The organism is Variovorax sp. SPNA7, from assembly GCF_033807855.1.
Classification (GTDB): domain Bacteria; phylum Pseudomonadota; class Gammaproteobacteria; order Burkholderiales; family Burkholderiaceae_C; genus Variovorax; species Variovorax beijingensis.
Genome location: NZ_CP138513.1, coordinates 5,126,373 through 5,141,718, shown reverse-complemented (window position 1 = coordinate 5,141,718; position 15,346 = coordinate 5,126,373). Strand labels below are relative to the sequence as shown.

The 15,346-nt window shown below is 67.0% G+C and carries 18 protein-coding genes and 1 riboswitch; of the genes, 10 read left to right on the top strand and 8 right to left on the bottom strand.

The features are described from left to right. Nucleotides 1-29: 29 nt before the first annotated feature. The gene (gene phaP, locus RZE77_RS24080; protein ID WP_015867446.1) at nt 30-521 is read right to left on the bottom strand and encodes a TIGR01841 family phasin; all 492 of its coding nucleotides are present in this window, start codon (nt 519-521) and stop codon (nt 30-32) included. A 257-nt stretch (nt 522-778) separates the two neighbouring features. Continuing rightward, nucleotides 779-847, top strand: a riboswitch (S-adenosyl-L-homocysteine riboswitch). Between the two features lie 67 nt (nt 848-914). Between phaP and ahcY the strand changes: the two genes are divergently transcribed. From ahcY to RZE77_RS24060, 4 genes are all read left to right on the top strand, one after another. Then, on the top strand, nt 915-2,354 hold the full coding sequence (gene ahcY / locus RZE77_RS24075; RefSeq protein ID WP_319439589.1) for an adenosylhomocysteinase: 1,440 nt from the start codon (nt 915-917) through the stop codon (nt 2,352-2,354). Next, nucleotides 2,354-3,148: a TlyA family RNA methyltransferase gene (locus RZE77_RS24070; RefSeq protein ID WP_319439588.1), complete on the top strand. Its 795-nt coding sequence runs from the start codon at nt 2,354-2,356 to the stop codon at nt 3,146-3,148. Before ahcY ends, RZE77_RS24070 begins: the two co-directional genes overlap by 1 nt. Before the next feature lie 9 nt (nt 3,149-3,157). After that, nucleotides 3,158-3,982: a methylenetetrahydrofolate reductase [NAD(P)H] gene (gene metF / locus RZE77_RS24065; RefSeq protein ID WP_319439587.1), complete on the top strand. Its 825-nt coding sequence runs from the start codon at nt 3,158-3,160 to the stop codon at nt 3,980-3,982. Between the two features lie 89 nt (nt 3,983-4,071). Then, nucleotides 4,072-4,689 carry a septal ring lytic transglycosylase RlpA family protein gene (locus tag RZE77_RS24060; RefSeq protein WP_319442406.1) on the top strand — a complete coding sequence of 206 codons (618 nt, stop codon included), beginning with the start codon at nt 4,072-4,074 and terminating at the stop codon, nt 4,687-4,689. A 30-nt stretch (nt 4,690-4,719) separates the two neighbouring features. On the opposite strand, the gene RZE77_RS24055 is transcribed toward RZE77_RS24060, so the two are convergent. Then, a complete protein-coding gene (locus RZE77_RS24055) occupies nt 4,720-5,670 on the bottom strand; it encodes a 23S rRNA (adenine(2030)-N(6))-methyltransferase RlmJ (RefSeq protein ID WP_319439586.1) in 951 nt (316 codons plus the stop codon). Between the two features lie 192 nt (nt 5,671-5,862). On the opposite strand from RZE77_RS24055, the gene rplM reads away from it, so the two are divergent. The 3 genes from rplM (at nt 5,863) to erpA (ending at nt 7,244) form a co-directional block, all read left to right on the top strand. Then, nucleotides 5,863-6,294 (top strand): 50S ribosomal protein L13, encoded by a 432-nt coding sequence (gene rplM, locus RZE77_RS24050; RefSeq protein ID WP_015867439.1) that lies wholly within the window; start codon nt 5,863-5,865, stop codon nt 6,292-6,294. A 12-nt stretch (nt 6,295-6,306) separates the two neighbouring features. Beyond that, on the top strand, nt 6,307-6,699 hold the full coding sequence (gene rpsI / locus RZE77_RS24045; RefSeq protein WP_319439585.1) for a 30S ribosomal protein S9: 393 nt from the start codon (nt 6,307-6,309) through the stop codon (nt 6,697-6,699). 179 nt (nt 6,700-6,878) lie between these two features. Then, entirely contained in the window at nt 6,879-7,244 is a 366-nt protein-coding gene (gene erpA, locus RZE77_RS24040; RefSeq protein ID WP_007827949.1) for an iron-sulfur cluster insertion protein ErpA, read from the top strand. A 113-nt stretch (nt 7,245-7,357) separates the two neighbouring features. On the opposite strand, the gene RZE77_RS24035 is transcribed toward erpA, so the two are convergent. After that, the gene (locus RZE77_RS24035; RefSeq protein ID WP_319439584.1) at nt 7,358-8,485 is read right to left on the bottom strand and encodes an anhydro-N-acetylmuramic acid kinase; all 1,128 of its coding nucleotides are present in this window, start codon (nt 8,483-8,485) and stop codon (nt 7,358-7,360) included. Nucleotides 8,486-8,529: 44 nt separating this feature from the next. Continuing rightward, complete coding sequence (locus tag RZE77_RS24030; protein WP_319439583.1) at nt 8,530-9,870, bottom strand: peptidoglycan DD-metalloendopeptidase family protein; 1,341 nt, start codon at nt 9,868-9,870, stop codon at nt 8,530-8,532. 157 nt (nt 9,871-10,027) lie between these two features. Here RZE77_RS24030 and tyrS point away from each other — a divergent pair, with 157 nt between their 5' ends. Continuing rightward, complete coding sequence (tyrS, locus tag RZE77_RS24025) at nt 10,028-11,260, top strand: tyrosine--tRNA ligase (protein ID WP_319439582.1); 1,233 nt, start codon at nt 10,028-10,030, stop codon at nt 11,258-11,260. Between the two features lie 40 nt (nt 11,261-11,300). Here the strand turns inward: tyrS and RZE77_RS24020 are convergent, their stop codons facing one another. Together RZE77_RS24020 and RZE77_RS24015 are read right to left on the bottom strand one after the other, a co-directional pair. Further along, nucleotides 11,301-11,918 carry an OmpA family protein gene (locus RZE77_RS24020; protein WP_405546450.1) on the bottom strand — a complete coding sequence of 206 codons (618 nt, stop codon included), beginning with the start codon at nt 11,916-11,918 and terminating at the stop codon, nt 11,301-11,303. Next, nucleotides 11,915-12,409, bottom strand: coding sequence for a FecR family protein (locus RZE77_RS24015; protein WP_319439580.1), 495 nt, complete (start codon nt 12,407-12,409; stop codon nt 11,915-11,917). Before RZE77_RS24015 ends, RZE77_RS24020 begins: the two co-directional genes overlap by 4 nt. Before the next feature lie 140 nt (nt 12,410-12,549). On the opposite strand from RZE77_RS24015, the gene RZE77_RS24010 reads away from it, so the two are divergent. Then, nucleotides 12,550-13,467, top strand: a complete 918-nt coding sequence (locus tag RZE77_RS24010; protein ID WP_319439579.1) for a cation diffusion facilitator family transporter — start codon at nt 12,550-12,552, stop codon at nt 13,465-13,467. Then, nucleotides 13,464-13,904, top strand: coding sequence for a D-aminoacyl-tRNA deacylase (gene dtd, locus RZE77_RS24005; protein ID WP_018906190.1), 441 nt, complete (start codon nt 13,464-13,466; stop codon nt 13,902-13,904). Before RZE77_RS24010 ends, dtd begins: the two co-directional genes overlap by 4 nt. Before the next feature lie 17 nt (nt 13,905-13,921). Here the strand turns inward: dtd and ybeY are convergent, their stop codons facing one another. Both ybeY and RZE77_RS23995 read right to left on the bottom strand, forming a co-directional pair. Beyond that, nucleotides 13,922-14,380 carry an rRNA maturation RNase YbeY gene (gene ybeY / locus RZE77_RS24000; RefSeq protein ID WP_319427774.1) on the bottom strand — a complete coding sequence of 153 codons (459 nt, stop codon included), beginning with the start codon at nt 14,378-14,380 and terminating at the stop codon, nt 13,922-13,924. A 1-nt stretch (nt 14,381) separates the two neighbouring features. Beyond that, nucleotides 14,382-15,332 (bottom strand): PhoH family protein, encoded by a 951-nt coding sequence (locus RZE77_RS23995; protein WP_185738307.1) that lies wholly within the window; start codon nt 15,330-15,332, stop codon nt 14,382-14,384. Nucleotides 15,333-15,346 lie beyond the last annotated feature (14 nt).

The following is a 15,346-nucleotide window of genomic DNA, read 5'->3' as shown; positions in this document are numbered from 1 at the left end:
AGCCGCCTGCCCGACCCGCCGAAAACGCCTTACTTGCGCTGCAGCAACTTCGTCACTTCATCCACATTGGCCTGGATCCGCTGGCGCACCAGCTCGAACGCATCGGCCTGCGACTTGGCCGCAAGGTTGGCCAGTTCCTTGATGTCGTCGATGGCGCGCTGGAACGACTGGCGGCCGAGCTCGTCGAGCTTGGCGAGGTTGGCCTTGGCATCCTTGCCGGGCATTTCCTTGGCGGCCGTCTGCCATTCGGCGATGGCGCTCTTGATCATCTCGGTCTGCCGCTGCACCACGGTCTGCAGGCCCTGGTAGGACTTCTGGTTCGCCTGCATCAGGGCCTGGAGGTCCTTCTGCCCGCTCTCGAGCAGCTTGCTCGCGCCGCCGGTCAGGTTGAGGTCCTGCAGGCGGTCGGTCATGGCCTTGAGATTCTTCATCGGGTCGAGCATGTCGGCGGCGTCGGGAGCCGCCCGGGTGCTGCTGCTGGCGGTGGTCTTCTTCGCGGCGGCTTTCTTGGCTGTGGCCATGGTGCGGTATCTCCTGTGTCGGGTGAAGAACGAACGGGTGAGTGGCAAGGACCGGCCGGACGGCCAGCAGTCCCTCGCCACGATACGCCGCGGCAGCCCGCCCGCAGCGCCGCGGCGGCAGGATTTGCCTGCGGGATTTCCCTTGGAACCTCCGGGGTCGGGGCCAAGTCGATGTATGCCCCGGATGCGAATTGCGCTTTCCGGCATGTGGGATGCCCCGGCGATTGGCTCGCCTTGCCGCCCCGTCTACAATCCGCGGTTCCGAGGAGCGTTGCAGCGCCGCCAGGCGTGAGGCTCGGACCACATCGCAACCACGCTCACCCGCTGTTCTCGCGGTGAGTCTTTTCCCCCGAACGCAGTGGCACCTTTCAAACTAGCTTTGTTGGAGTTCTCATGAGCGCTGTTCTCAAGCCCACCCCCGTTTCCACCGCCGACCAGGCAATTGCCGATCTTTCGCTGGCCGCCTGGGGCCGCAAGGAAATCAGGATCGCGGAAACCGAAATGCCCGGCCTGATGGCCATCCGCGAAGAGTTCTCGAAGGCGCAGCCGCTCAAGGGCGCGCGCATCACGGGCTCGCTGCACATGACGATCCAGACGGCCGTGCTGATCGAGACGCTGCAGGCGCTCGGCGCCACCGTGCGCTGGGCCTCGTGCAACATCTTCTCGACGCAGGACCACGCCGCCGCCGCGATTGCCGCCGCCGGCACGCCGGTGTTCGCGATCAAGGGCGAGTCGCTGAAGGACTACTGGGACTACACCCACGCCATCTTCGACTTCGGTCCCAAGGGTTCGCAGGGCGAAGGCCCGAACATGATCCTGGACGACGGCGGCGACGCCACGCTGCTGATGCACCTGGGCCAGCGCGCCGAGAAGGACCTGGGCGTGCTGTCCAAGCCCACCAGCGAGGAAGAACGCATCCTCTACGCCGCCATCAAGGCCAAGCTGGCCGTCGATCCGACCTGGTACACCCGCAAGTCGGCCGAGATCATCGGCGTGACCGAGGAAACGACCACCGGCGTGCACCGCCTGAACGAGATGAGCGCCAAGGGCACGCTGCTGTTCCGCGCCATCAACGTGAACGACTCGGTCACCAAGAGCAAGTTCGACAACCTCTACGGTTGCCGCGAATCGCTGGTGGACGGCATCAAGCGCGCGACCGACGTGATGATCGCCGGCAAGGTGGCCTGCGTGGCCGGCTACGGCGACGTGGGCAAGGGCTCGGCCCAGGCGCTGCGCGCGCTGAGCGCCCAGGTGTGGGTGACCGAGATCGACCCCATCAACGCGCTGCAGGCCGCGATGGAAGGCTACAAGGTCGTCACCATGGAATATGCCGCCGACAAGGCCGACATCTTCGTGACCACCACGGGCAACAAGGACGTGATCACGCACGACACCATGGTCAAGATGAAGGACCAGGCCATCGTCTGCAACATCGGCCACTTCGACAACGAGATCGACGTCGCGTCGATCGAGAAGTACGAGTGGGAAGAGATCAAGCCGCAGGTCGACCACATCACCTTCCCCGACGGCAAGAAGATCATCCTGCTGGCCAAGGGCCGCCTCGTGAACCTGGGCTGCGGCACGGGCCATCCGAGCTTCGTGATGTCGTCGTCGTTCGCCAACCAGACCATCGCCCAGATCGAGCTCTTCACCAAGCCCGACGCCTACCAGGCCGGCAAGGTCTACGTGCTGCCCAAGCACCTCGACGAGAAGGTCGCGCGCCTGCACCTGAAGAAGGTCGGCGCGATGCTGACCGAGCTGACGGACGAGCAGGCCACCTACATCGGCGTGAGCAAGAACGGCCCCTACAAGCCGGACACGTACCGGTACTGATGCGCGCCGACCAATTGCTGGTGGAGCGCGGCCTGGCCGCGTCGCGTTCGCAGGCCGTGCGGCTGATCGCCGGCGGCATGCGCTGGCGCGATGCGGGCAGCGCGGACGCGTGGCGCCCGGTGGTGAAGAACCGCGACGAGGTGCCCGAGTCCGCCGAGGTCGAACTCGACGATGCAGCCGAGGCGCGCTACGTCTCGCGCGGCGGGCTCAAGCTCGAAGGCGCGCTGGCAGCCAGCGGCGTCAGCGCCGACGGCAAGCTGTGCCTCGACGTGGGCCAGTCGACCGGCGGCTTCACCGACTGCCTGCTGCAAGCCGGCGCGGCCAAGGTGGTGGGCGTCGACGTCGGCCATGGGCAGCTGCATCCGAAGCTGCGCGAGGACGAGCGCGTGGTCGCCATCGAAGGCGTCAATGCGCGTGCGCTGTCGCCGGACGATCTGCAGGACGACGAAGAAGGCGAGGAGCCTTCCGACCTGCGCTTCGACCTGATCGTCGGCGACCTGTCGTTCATCTCGCTCACGCTGGTGCTGCCGGCCGTGGTGCCGTTCCTGGCCGGCGACGGCCAGCTGCTGATGCTCGTCAAGCCGCAGTTCGAACTGCAGCCGGGGCAGGTCGGCAAGGGCGGCATCGTGCGCGACGCGTCGATGTACGCGGTGGTCGAGAAGCGGCTGCGCGATGCCTGCGAGGCGCTCGGGCTGCGCGTGCTGCGGTGGTTCGACAGCCCCATTGCGGGCGGCGACGGCAACCGCGAATTTTTCATTCACGCCGTTCGCGCAGACACTGCGAACGGTTCCTAGGAGACGCAGGTGCGCCTTCCATTGAGTTTCGAGTTCTTTCCGACCAAGACGCCCGAAGGCGCGGTCAAGCTGCGCGCGGTGCGCCAGCAGCTGTATGCGCGCAAGCCCGAGTTCTGCTCGGTGACCTACGGCGCGGGCGGCTCCACGCACCAGGGCACCTTCGGTGCGGTGCAGGAGATCCTGTCCGAGGGCGTGGATGCCGCGAGCCACTTCTCGTGCATCGGCGCCACGCGCGCCACCGTGCGCGAGCAGCTGGCCGAGCTCAAGGCGATGGGCGTGAAGCGCCTGGTCGCCCTGCGCGGCGACCTGCCGAGCGGCTACGGCATCGGCGGCGAGTTCCAGTACGCGAGCGACCTCGTGGCCTTCATCCGCGAGGAGACCGGCCGCGACTTCCACATCGAGGTGGCCTGCTACCCCGAGGTGCATCCGCAGGCACGTTCGCCCGAGGCCGACCTGCAGGCCTTCGCCACCAAGGTGAAGGCCGGCGCCGACTCGGCCATCACGCAGTATTTCTTCAGCCCCGAGGCGTACTTCCGCTTCGTCGACGACACCCGCAAGCTCGGGCTCGACGTGCCGATCGTGCCGGGCATCATGCCGATCACCAGTTCAACGCAGCTCATGCGCTTCTCGGATGCCTGCGGCGCCGAGATCCCGCGCTGGATCCGCCTGCGGCTGCAGGGCTTCGGCGACGACACGGCTTCCATCAAGGCCTTCGGCCTCGACGTGGTGACCGACCTTTGCGCGCGGCTGCAGGGCGGCGGCGCGCCGGCGCTGCATTTCTACACGATGAACCAGTCGGTGGCCACGCTGGCTGTACTGGAGCGCCTCGGTTGAAGGGGTGGCGTCCTGGAGCAGGCCATCGGCTGCTCACTTCGCTTCGCATTGCGCTCGTCGCGGCAACCTGCGTGCTGGCCGGCTGCGCCATGCCGCCGGCCACCGAGGGCGGAGCCGCGGCGGACGCGCAGAAGGACAAGGACGCCAATGCAAAGCTGCTGCCCCTGCCGCGCCAGCTGGCAGTTCCGCCGGGCGCACCGGCGCGATCGAACGTGCCTTCGGTGCGCTACGACCTTGCCGTATCGGGCACCGGCGAACTGGGGCCTGACGACGGCGTGCCCGGAGACAGCGGCCCGCGCGAGATCTTCGAGCGCGGCGGGGCTTCGTGGTACGGCATCCCGTTCCACCAGCGCAAGACCGCGAGCGGCGAGCGCTTCGACATGATGGCCATGACGGCGGCCCACAAGACCCTGCCGTTCAATACCCGCGTTTGCGTGCGCAGCCTTGTCAACGGCAGCGAGGTGCTGGTGCGCATCACCGACCGGGGGCCCTATGCGCAAGGCCGCATCATCGACCTGAGCCGCGCCGCGGCCGAACGCATCGGCCTGATCGGGCTCGGCATCAAGCAGGTGGCACTGACGATCATCGACCGCGAGAGCATGCGCTGCGGCGGCTCCGAGGTGGAAGAGGGCGAGGCGCAAGCGCCGGCGGCCTCTCCCGCACCTGCACGGCGCCAGGTGAAAGTGCCGCCGCGCCGCCGCCGATAAGCCTGGAAGAAGGCCCGCGGGGGGAGGCTGCTAGCCGCCCGCGTCGAGCGAGAAGGTGGCGTTCCGGTCCTGCCCCAGCCGCTCCGCCAGTTGGGGCAGGGCGGCCGCCAGCAGCGGCTTCAGCGTGTAGGGCGGGTTGATCAGGAACATGCCGCTGGCCGGCAGGCCCGGGCGCTGGGTTTCACCCGTCGGCGTGGTGGTCAGCTTGCTCGACTTGACCGTGAGCGTGGCATGCAGCCAGGGCTTGCCGGCCTTGGTGGCCAGGGTCTTGAGCCGGCGCGGCAGGTCGTGCGCCTCGGGGCGCGGAATGATCGGGTACCAGATCGCGTAGGTGCCGGTGGCAAAGCGCTTGAGCGCCTCGGCCGCGAAGTCGAGCACGCGGCCGTAGTCGCTCTTGATCTCGTAGCTCGGGTCCATCAGCACCAGCGCGCGGCGCGAGGGCGGCGGCAGGAATTTGGTCGCGCTGCCGAAGCCGTCCTCGCGCAGCACCGCGATCTGCCGGCCGGCCTCGAGCTGGGCGATGTTGGCGTCCAGCGTGCGCGCATCGGTCGGGTGCAGTTCGAACAGCTTGAGCTTGTCGTGGTCGCGCAGCAGGTGCTGCACGATGAAAGGCGAGCCGGGATAGATGCGGGCGCCGCCCTTGGGGTTGAAGTCGTGGATCACGCTCAGGTAGCGCGCAATCGCGTCGGCCAGGGGCGCCTCGGCTTCGGGCGCTGCCTTCTTGGCGGCGGACTTGGCGGCAGGGGCCGGCGAGGCGGGTGCTTTCTTGTCCGCCAGCAGGCGCAGCACGCCTTCGGCGGCCTCGCCGCTGGTGCCGGCGTAGTCGCCGTCCAGGCGGTACAGGCCGGCGCCGGCGTGGGTGTCGACCACGGTCAGCGCTGCTTCTTTTTCGAGCAGGTGGTCGAGCGTGGCAATCAGCACCGTGTGCTTGAGCACGTCGGCGTGGTTGCCGGCGTGGAAGGCGTGGCGGTAACTGAACATGGGGTCGATGGTAACGGCTTGGGCAGCCTCTTGGTCCAAATTTGCCCCGATTGGCCGATTCTTCGTATAATCGCGGGCTTCGCAGCGTTTTTGTAGCCCCGCGGCGGAGATTATCCCCACCTAAGAGATTCCCGTCAGAGGAACGCCGACCGTGGAAAAGGGCTCGCCAAACCCTCTTTATAGAGAAAACTCATGACCAAAACGTTCAGCGCCAAGCCCGCTGACGTGACGCACGAGTGGTTTGTGATTGACGCGACCGACAAGGTCCTCGGACGAGTAGCCAGCGAAGTTGCTCTCCGTTTGCGCGGCAAACACAAGGCCATTTACACGCCTCACGTCGATACCGGTGACTTCATCGTCATCATCAACGCAGCCCAGCTGCGCGTCACCGGCGCCAAGCCGATCGACAAGGTCTACTACCGTCACTCGGGCTACCCGGGCGGTATCACGGCCACGAACTTCCGCGACATGCAAGCCAAGCATCCGGGCCGCGCCCTGGAAAAGGCCGTCAAGGGCATGCTGCCCAAGGGTCCGCTCGGCTACGCGATGATCAAGAAACTCAAGGTGTACGGTGGTGCAGAGCACCCGCACACCGCCCAACAGCCCAAAGTGCTGGAACTGTAAGGAGCCTTGAGAATGATTGGTGAATGGAACAATGGCACCGGCCGTCGCAAATCGAGCGTCGCCCGTGTGTTTCTGAAAAAGGGCACCGGCAAGATCACGGTCAACGGCAAGGACATCCAAGAGTTCTTCGGCCGCGAAACCTCGATCATGATCGCCAAGCAGCCCCTGGTGCTGACCAACAACACCGAAGCGTTCGACGTCATGGTCAACGTGAACGGTGGCGGCGAATCGGGCCAGGCCGGCGCAACGCGCCACGGCATCACCCGTGCGCTGATCGACTACGACGCAAGCCTCAAGCCGGTGCTGAGCCAGGCCGGCTACGTCACGCGCGATGCACGTGAAGTCGAGCGTAAGAAGGTCGGTCTGCACTCTGCACGCCGCCGCAAGCAGTTCAGCAAGCGCTGATTCTGTTCACTGCGAACAAAAGCCGCCTCCGGGCGGCTTTTTCATTGCCGCAGCCTTGGCGGATGTGTGTTCGACCCCACTTGTGTTGGGTGCTCGATGCCTCCCGCCAGCCAGGAATGCGGCATTGCAGTAGCATTGGTCCATTGGCCGCATGTACGGCCCCCAAGGAGTTATCCCCCATGAGCGCTGTTGCCGAAAACATCCAGACCCAGATGCCCGAACCGATCGTCTTCACCGACAGTGCGGCCGCCAAGGTGGCCGACCTGATCGCCGAAGAGGGCAATCCCGACCTCAAGCTGCGCGTGTTCGTGCAGGGCGGCGGGTGCTCGGGCTTCCAGTACGGTTTCACTTTCGATGAAATCACGAACGAAGACGACACCACCATGACCAAGAACGGCGTGTCGCTGCTGATCGATGCCATGAGCTACCAGTACCTGGTCGGCGCCGAGATCGACTACAAGGAAGACCTGCAAGGCGCCCAGTTCGTGATCAAGAACCCGAACGCCACCAGCACCTGCGGCTGCGGATCGAGCTTCTCGGCTTGATGCCCGGCTGATGCTGTCGCCAGCATTCGCCCTTTAAAAAGCCGCCTTCGGGCGGCTTTTTGCTGCCCGCTGCAACGGCCATGAACGCCCCATGAGCCTCGGGTGGCGGCCGGTCAGGCGGGGTAGATCGCCCCGAGCACGCGGCCGCCCCTTGCGCCGGTCACGCTGGCCAGGTTGCCGGCTTCGCGCCGTACCGTGCTGCGGGCCAGCCAGGCAAAGGCCGCGGCCTCGACCTGCAGCGGGGGCAGGCCGTGCGCGGTGGAGGCGGCCACTTCCACGCCGGGCAGGTGCGCGCGCAGGCGCTCGACCAGATGGTCGTTCAGCGCTCCGCCGCCGCAGACGATCAGCAGCTTGCTATCGCTTCCGTAGCGAAGAACGTCGGCTGCACATACGCTGGCGGTGAATTCGGTCAGGGTGGCCTGCACGTCGGCGGGCGCTGCGCCGGTGGCCGGCCCCAAGGAGGCGGAAAGCCATGCAGGATTGAACAGGTCGCGCCCGGTGCTCTTGGGAGGCGCCTTCGCAAAATACGGATCGGCCTGCAGCCGCGCGAGCAGGTCGGGCAGCACCTGCCCACTGGCCGCCCATTGCCCGCCACGATCGAAGGGCTGGCCGATATGGAGCTGGCTCCAGTGGTCCATCAGGGCATTGCCGGGGCCGCAGTCGAAGCCGAGCACCGCCGGCTCTCCCGGCGCATCGGCCGCCGGCAGCAGGCTCAGGTTGGAAATGCCGCCGATGTTCAGCACCGCCACGGGTTCGCCCGCGCGCGCGAACAGCGCACGGTGGAAGGCCGGCACCAGCGGCGCGCCCTGTCCACCCGCCGCCAGGTCGCGGCTTCGGAAGTCCGCCACCACGTCGATGCCGGTCAGCTCGGCCAGCAGCGAGGGGTTGTTGATCTGCAGGGTGTAGCCGACGCCGTCGAACTCGGTGGGCCGGTGGCGCACCGTCTGCCCGTGCGCGCCGAGGGCCGCCACCTGGCTGGCGGGAGTGCCGCTGTCCGCCAACAGCTGGCTGGCGACGCCGGCGTAGATCCGGGCCAGGCCGTTGCCGGCCAGCGCGGCACGGTGGAGTTCGTTGTCGCCGGGGGTGTTGAGCGCCATCAGCTCGGCGCGCAACACTGCGGGAAAGGGCGCCGTGGCATAGGCCCGCACGGCGATGCGGCCATCCGCGAAATCCGCCAGCACGCCGTCGACCCCGTCGAGCGAGGTGCCGGACATCAGGCCGATGAACAGTTCGGCGGCCATCGAAATACGAGAAGGCGAGCCGCGCGCCGGGGGCGGCGCGAGGCTCAGTCCGCGCTGGCCTGGACGACCGAGAACGCGGCGGCCAGCTCGGTGCGCGCACCGACTGCCATGCGTTCGAAGGCCGGGCGCATGGCCGCGGTGATCGGGGCACCGCCCTCTTGCGCGATGGAAGCCGGGTCCTGGTATTCGCCGTTCACGCGGAACTCGAAGTGCAGGTGCGGGCCGGTGGCCCAGCCGGTGGAACCCACGGCGCCGATCGTCTGGCCCTGGGTGACGCTCTCGCCGGCCTTGACGTTGATGCGGCTCAGGTGGGCGTAGGCTGTCTGCTGGTTGTTGCGGTGCTTGATGATGACGATGTTGCCGTAGCCGCTCTGCGTACCGGCGAAATCGACCGTGCCGTCGCCGACGCTGCGCACCGCGGTGCCCGTGGGAGCTGCGAAGTCGATGCCGTTGTGCTGGCGCCAGCTGTTGAGGATCGGGTGCATGCGCATTGCGAAGCCGCTCGACACGCGCGAGAACTCGACCGGAGAGCTCAGGTAGGCCTTGCGCAGGCTATCGCCATTCGGGCGGTAATAGCTGCCCTTCTGGCCCGGGGGCTGGAACCAGACGGCCTGGTGCACCTTGCCGCCGCTCTCGAATTCGGCCGAGAGCACGCGGCCGCTGCGCAGCGCCTGACCGTCGGCCTCGAAGGTTTCGTAGACCACGGCGAAGCGGTCGCCCTTGCGCAGCGCGCGCACGTCGACGTCGCCCGCGAAGATGTCGGCCAGTTGGCTGGCCACCGCGTCAGGCACGCGGGAGTCGTCGGTGGCGGCGAACAGCGAGGTGCGGATGGTGCCGCTGGCCAGGCGCGTGCCCGGCGTCAGCGTGTCGCGCTCGGTGAGCGCCACGAAGCCGACTGGCGTGCGCTCGATGACGAAGCGCTTGAAGCCGCCGTCGCCATCGGGAATCCAGCGGGCGCTCAGCTTCTTGAGCTGGTTTTCCTGCGTGGCTTCGGCCGTGACGGTGCGCCCGGCGCGGGCGAACAGGGCATTGCGGGCTTCGCTGCTGCCGCGCACGAAGGCGGTGGCGGCAGGGTCGGAAATGCCCAGGCGCTTCAGCAGGGCCTCGGCCGTGTCGCTGGAGCGCGTGATGTCGGTACGGAACAGCGTGAAGCTGAAGTTTTCCAGCGATTCGCTCTGTTCGGCGAAAGACAGCGGAGCGGTCGCTTCGAGGACCTGCTGCACCGGGAGGTCGGAGGCGTCGGGGCCCAGGGAGGCCACCGCCAGGGTTCCGGCGCTCAGCAAGGCAGCCGCGATGAGCGCGGTGATCTGCTTGGGATAGGTCCGGAACGTATAGGCCACGCGAGAAGCCAAAAGCTCCTCGGCGGCGAGAATGCCGTTGATCAAACTATGAATTCCAGCTCAGGTTCTGCAAATCCGCGCTGCAAAGCCCAGGACGGACAGGGCGGCAGGACGGTGCGGAAAAAGCGCCGCTTAGAATTCGGCGCTAGAAAAGTCGGGCTGAGTATAGCTTCGGCAACCTGAAAATCAGCTAAAAAAGCCTATGAATGCCGAATCTGTTACATCCACAAGCCTCTCGGATGGTGTAAGACGAGCGCTCGAAATATCGCTCAGGGGCACCGACGAGCTGCTGCCGCAGGATGAATGGGTGCGCAAGCTGCAGCGCTCGGAAGCCAGCGGGACGCCGCTGCGCATCAAGTTCGGCCTGGATCCGACGGCGCCCGACATCCACCTTGGGCACACCGTGGTCTTCAACAAGCTGCGCCAGCTGCAGGACCTGGGCCACACGGTGATTCCCCTGATCGGGGACTTCACGACCACCATCGGCGACCCTTCCGGGCGAAACAGCACACGGCCGCCGCTGACGCGGGAGCAGATCGAGGCCAATGCGACCACCTATTTCGACCAGTTGCGCCTCGTGCTGAACGTCGACCGTGCGGAAGTCCGCTACAACTCCGAGTGGAGCGACCCGCTGGGCGCCCGCGGCATGATCCAGCTCGCCGCCAAGTACACGGTGGCGCGGATGATGGAGCGCGACGACTTCAACAAGCGCTTCAAGTCCGGCCAGTCGATCTCGGTGCACGAATTCCTGTACCCGCTGATGCAGGGCTACGACTCGGTGGCCTTGAAGAGCGACCTCGAGCTGGGTGGCACCGACCAGAAGTTCAACCTGCTCGTCGGCCGCCATCTCCAGCAGGAATACGGCCAAGAACCGCAGTGCATACTTACTATGCCGCTGCTGGAAGGGCTCGATGGCGTCGAAAAGATGTCCAAGAGCAAGAACAACTACATCGGCATCAGCGAAGACGCCAACACCATGTTCGCCAAGGTGCTGTCGATCTCCGACGAGCTGATGTGGCGCTGGTACACGCTGCTGAGCTTCCAGTCGCTCGCGCAGATCGAGGCGCTCAAGGCCGAGATCGCGGCCGGCCGCAATCCCAAGGATGCGAAGGTGGCGCTGGCCAAGGAAATCACCGCGCGCTTCCACAGCGCGGCCGCCGCCGAGACTGCGGAACAGGATTTCATCAACCGCAGCAAGGGCGGCGTGCCCGACGACATTCCCGAACTGTCGTTGGGCGGTGCGCCGCTGGGCATCGCCCAACTGCTCAAGCAGGCGGGCCTTGCACCTTCGGCCTCCGAAGGCAACCGGCTGATCGACGGCGGCGGCGTGCGGGTCGACTCCGTGGTGGTCAGCGACAAGGCGCTCAAGTTGCCCGTGGGCAGCTACGTGGTGCAGGTCGGCAAGCGCAAGTTCGCGCGCGTGACCCTCAGCTGAAGGCGCCGGTCAACGGCGGCGGGTGCCGCGCGTCTCGCCGTCAGCGGACTTCGATGGTGACGCGCCGGTTGCGCGGCTCGTCCACCTCGTCGGCGGTGGGTACCGCGAGTTCGCGCTCGCCGCGGCCCACGGCCTCGATGCGCTTGGCCGGGAACTGCCGTTCCACGAAAAGCTGCACCACTTCCTGCGCCCGCCGCTGCGAGAGCATGTCGTTCTGCTCGAGCGCGCCCTTGGTGTCAGTGTGCCCGGTCACCACGATGTCGCTGCCGCTGCGGGTCTGCGCGGCGATCAGCGCTTCGTTCATGACCTGCTGCGACGCAGGCGTGAGCGTGGTGCCGCCCACTTCGAAATACACCGTGTAGCGCTGCGGTGCGGGCGGCCGCATGTCGAACAGGACCTTGTGCTCCGCCTGCACCTTGGCGGGATCGGCCTGATCGACCACCGGTGCGCCGGAAGCGCCGACCGCGGCAGTTGCGCGCTGGTAGGGCCTGGAAAGAACTTCCTCGCCATCCTTGGCGCGCACGATCACGGCAGAAGGCTTGTCGTCCGCCTGGGGCAGCAGTACCACGCGGGTGCCCGGCGTCGAACATGCGGCAAGCAGCGCAGTGGCCAGCACGGCAGCGAAAAGGCAGGCCCGGTCCGTCGTCATCTTCCTCATGGCTGGCCGTCGGTCTGCACGATGAAGTCGGTTCCGCGAATACCGATGGTGGCGGTTTGCGTCTCCACCCGTATCGCGTCGGGATGGGTCTTGCCGATCAGGCCGGTGATCATGCGCATGGAGCCCCGCAGCAGCGAGACCAGCACGCCGCCTTCATGCGTGGTGGCGTTGAAATGGAATTCCTTCAGATCCAGCCGCGACGAAGGCCCGACCACCAGCGTGGTGTCGTCGCGCAAGACCACGGAAGCGGAAGAGTCGGGGCCGGTCAGGATGCGGTCCACTGCGGCCAGCGCGTCGCCCGCGTTGGCCGGGCGGGGTGTGCCGGCGGTGCTGAGCAGCTGCACGTTGCCCCGCACGGATTTCACGAACCCTGCCTGCGGTTCTGCAGAGGGCATGGAGCCTGCGGGGCGCGCAGGCGCCTGCGTCTGAGCCAACGCCGCTGCGCCCCAGAAGGCGAAGCCTCCCACGGCGATCAGGAATTTTTTCATCATCGTTCTTCTGCGAATGTCTCGCGGTGCCACAAATATTAAATACATGGAGTCGGCGGATGGAGGCCGCGCTCGATAATTCGATCGCGGATGCGGACCTTTGCCGCATTCTTGCCGACTTTTATCGCCAACGCCTTTCCTGCATGACTTTCACGCCCAAGACGCTGCTTCGTGTTTCCGTGGCGGTTGCGCTCGTCACCATCCTGCTCAAGGGACTGGCGGGCTATGTGACCAACTCGATGGGCCTGATCTCCGATGCGATGGAGTCCTTCGTCAACCTGGCCAGCGCGATGTTCGCATTGGGCATGGTGACCATCGCTTCGCGACCGGCCGATGAAGACCATCCCTACGGCCACCACAAGGCCGAATATTTCTCTTCGGGCTTCGAGGGCATCCTGATCGTCGGCGCCGCAGCCGCCATCCTCTGGGTCTCGGTGCAGCGGCTGCTTTCGCCGCAGCCGCTGGAGCAGCTGGGCTGGGGGCTCGGGCTGTCGGTGGTCAGTTCGGGCTTCAACGCGGCCCTGGCCCTTGTGCTGTTCCGCGCGGCGCGAGCGCACCGCTCGATTGCGCTCGAAGCCGATGCGCGGCACCTGATGACCGACGTGTGGACCTCGGCCGGGGTGGTGGTCGGCATCGCGGCCGTGCACTTCAGCGGCTGGCTCTGGCTCGATCCGGTGCTGGCCATCGGCGTTGCGCTCAACATCGTGCGCGAGGGCGTCAGGCTGGTGTGGCGCTCGTCGCAGGGGCTGATGGACGAGGCCCTCGACCCCGAGACCATTGCCACGCTGCGAACCACCCTCGACCAGTTTGCCGCGCGCATGCCGGAAGGCACGCGCATGCGCTTCGACGACATGGTGACGCGGCGCGCGGGGCAGCGCCGCTTTGCCGACCTGCACATGCATGTGCCCGGCGAGTGGACATTGCAGCATGCCGCCGCGATGCGCGACGAATTGGAACAGGCGCTGATGGACGCCGTGCCGGGCCTGCGCGTGACCATCCAGCTGCTGCCCCTGGGCATGGAAGCGCGCGGCCCGCACATCGAGGAAGAAGAAGCCGCATGAAGGCCATCGTCCAGCGCGTGGCCAGCGCGCGCGTCGACATCGCAGGGCAGACCGTCGGCGCCATCGGCGCCGGCCTGCTCGTGCTGCTGTGCGCCGAGCGCGGCGATGCCGACGCGATGGCCGACCGCATGCTTGCCAAGCTGTTGAAGCTGCGCATCTTTTCGGACGAGGCGGGCAAGATGAACCGCAGCGTGCAGGACATCGGCGGCGGCCTGCTGGTGGTGAGCCAGTTCACGCTGGCCGCCGACGTGAGCGGCGGCAACCGGCCCAGCTTCACGCAGGCGGCGGCGCCCGACGAGGGGCGGCGGCTCTACGACTATTTCGTGGACCGGGCCCGCGCCGCGCATCCGGTGGTGGCCACCGGCGAGTTCGGCGCCGACATGCAGGTGCACCTGGTGAACGACGGGCCGGTCACCATCCCGCTGCAGATGGCGTAGCGCCGCCGCGCGCGGCCTCAGCGGCCGTACGGATTGCGGATGCCGAGGCCCGCGAGGATCTCGATCTCGCGCGCCTCCATGGCCTCGGCGTCGGCCTCGCCGGTCTCGTGGTCCCAGCCCTGCGCATGCAGCGTGCCGTGAACCAGCAGGTGCGCGTAGTGCGCAGCCAGGGTCTTGCGCTGCTCCTTCGCCTCGCTCGCGACCACCGGCGCGCACAGCACCAGGTCGGCCATCACCATCGGGCTCTGGGTGTAGTCGAAGGTCAGCACGTTGGTGGCGTAGTCCTTGCCGCGGAACTCGCGGTTCAGGCGCTGGCCTTCCTCGGCATCGACGATGCGCACCGTGATCTCCGCGTCGATCTCGAGTGCATGGCGGATCCAGCGCGCGACGCTGTGGCGCGGCAGCGCGGCGCGGTGCCGTTCCACGCCCTTGAAGCGCGCGAACTGCAGCGAAAGGGACAGTGCGGGCAGCGCCATCTCAATGCGCCCCGCTGCGCTTGCGCTGTCCGTCGTAGGCATCGACGATCTTGGCCACCAGCGGATGCCGCACCACGTCGGCGCTGGTGAAGTGCGTGATCGAGATGCCGTTCACGCGCCTGAGCACGCGCTCGGCATCGATCAGCCCGCTCAGCTGCTGCTTGGGCAGGTCGATCTGGCTCACGTCGCCCGTCACCACCGCCTTGGCGCCGAAACCGATGCGCGTGAGGAACATCTTCATCTGCTCGACCGTGGTGTTCTGCGCTTCGTCGAGGATGACGAAGGCGTTGTTCAGCGTGCGCCCGCGCATGAAGGCCAGCGGCGCGATCTCGAGCGCATTGCGCTCGAAGGCCTTCTGCACCTTCTCGTAGCCCATCAGGTCGTAGAGCGCGTCGTACAGCGGGCGCAGGTAGGGGTCGACCTTCTGCGTCAGGTCGCCCGGCAGGAAGCCGAGCCGCTCGCCCGCTTCCACCGCCGGCCGCGTGAGCACGATGCGCTGCACCGCTGCGCGTTCCAGCGCATCGACCGCGCAGGCCACTGCAAGATACGTCTTGCCGGTGCCGGCCGGGCCGATGCCGAAGGTGATGTCGTGCTTGGCGATGTTGTCGAGGTACAGCGCCTGCGTGGGCGTGCGCGCGCGCAGGTCGGCGCGGCGGGTGACGAGCATGGCCGAATCCTCGTCGCTCATCGAGCCGTCGCCCGCGAGCGTGAGCTGCACCACGGCCGCATCGATCGGGCGCTGCGCGATTTCGTAAAGTGCCTGCAGCACATCCATGGCGCGCTGGGCGGCGGCCTTGGGGCCGTCGACCTTGAACTGCTCGTGGCGGTGCGCGATCTTCACGCCCAGGGCCTCCTCGATGCGGCGCAGGTGCGCGTCCAGCGGGCCGCACAGGTGGCCCAGGCGCGAGTTGTTGGGAGGAGCAAAGGTGTGTCGCAGAATCACGCCGGACATTTCAAGGAAAAAGG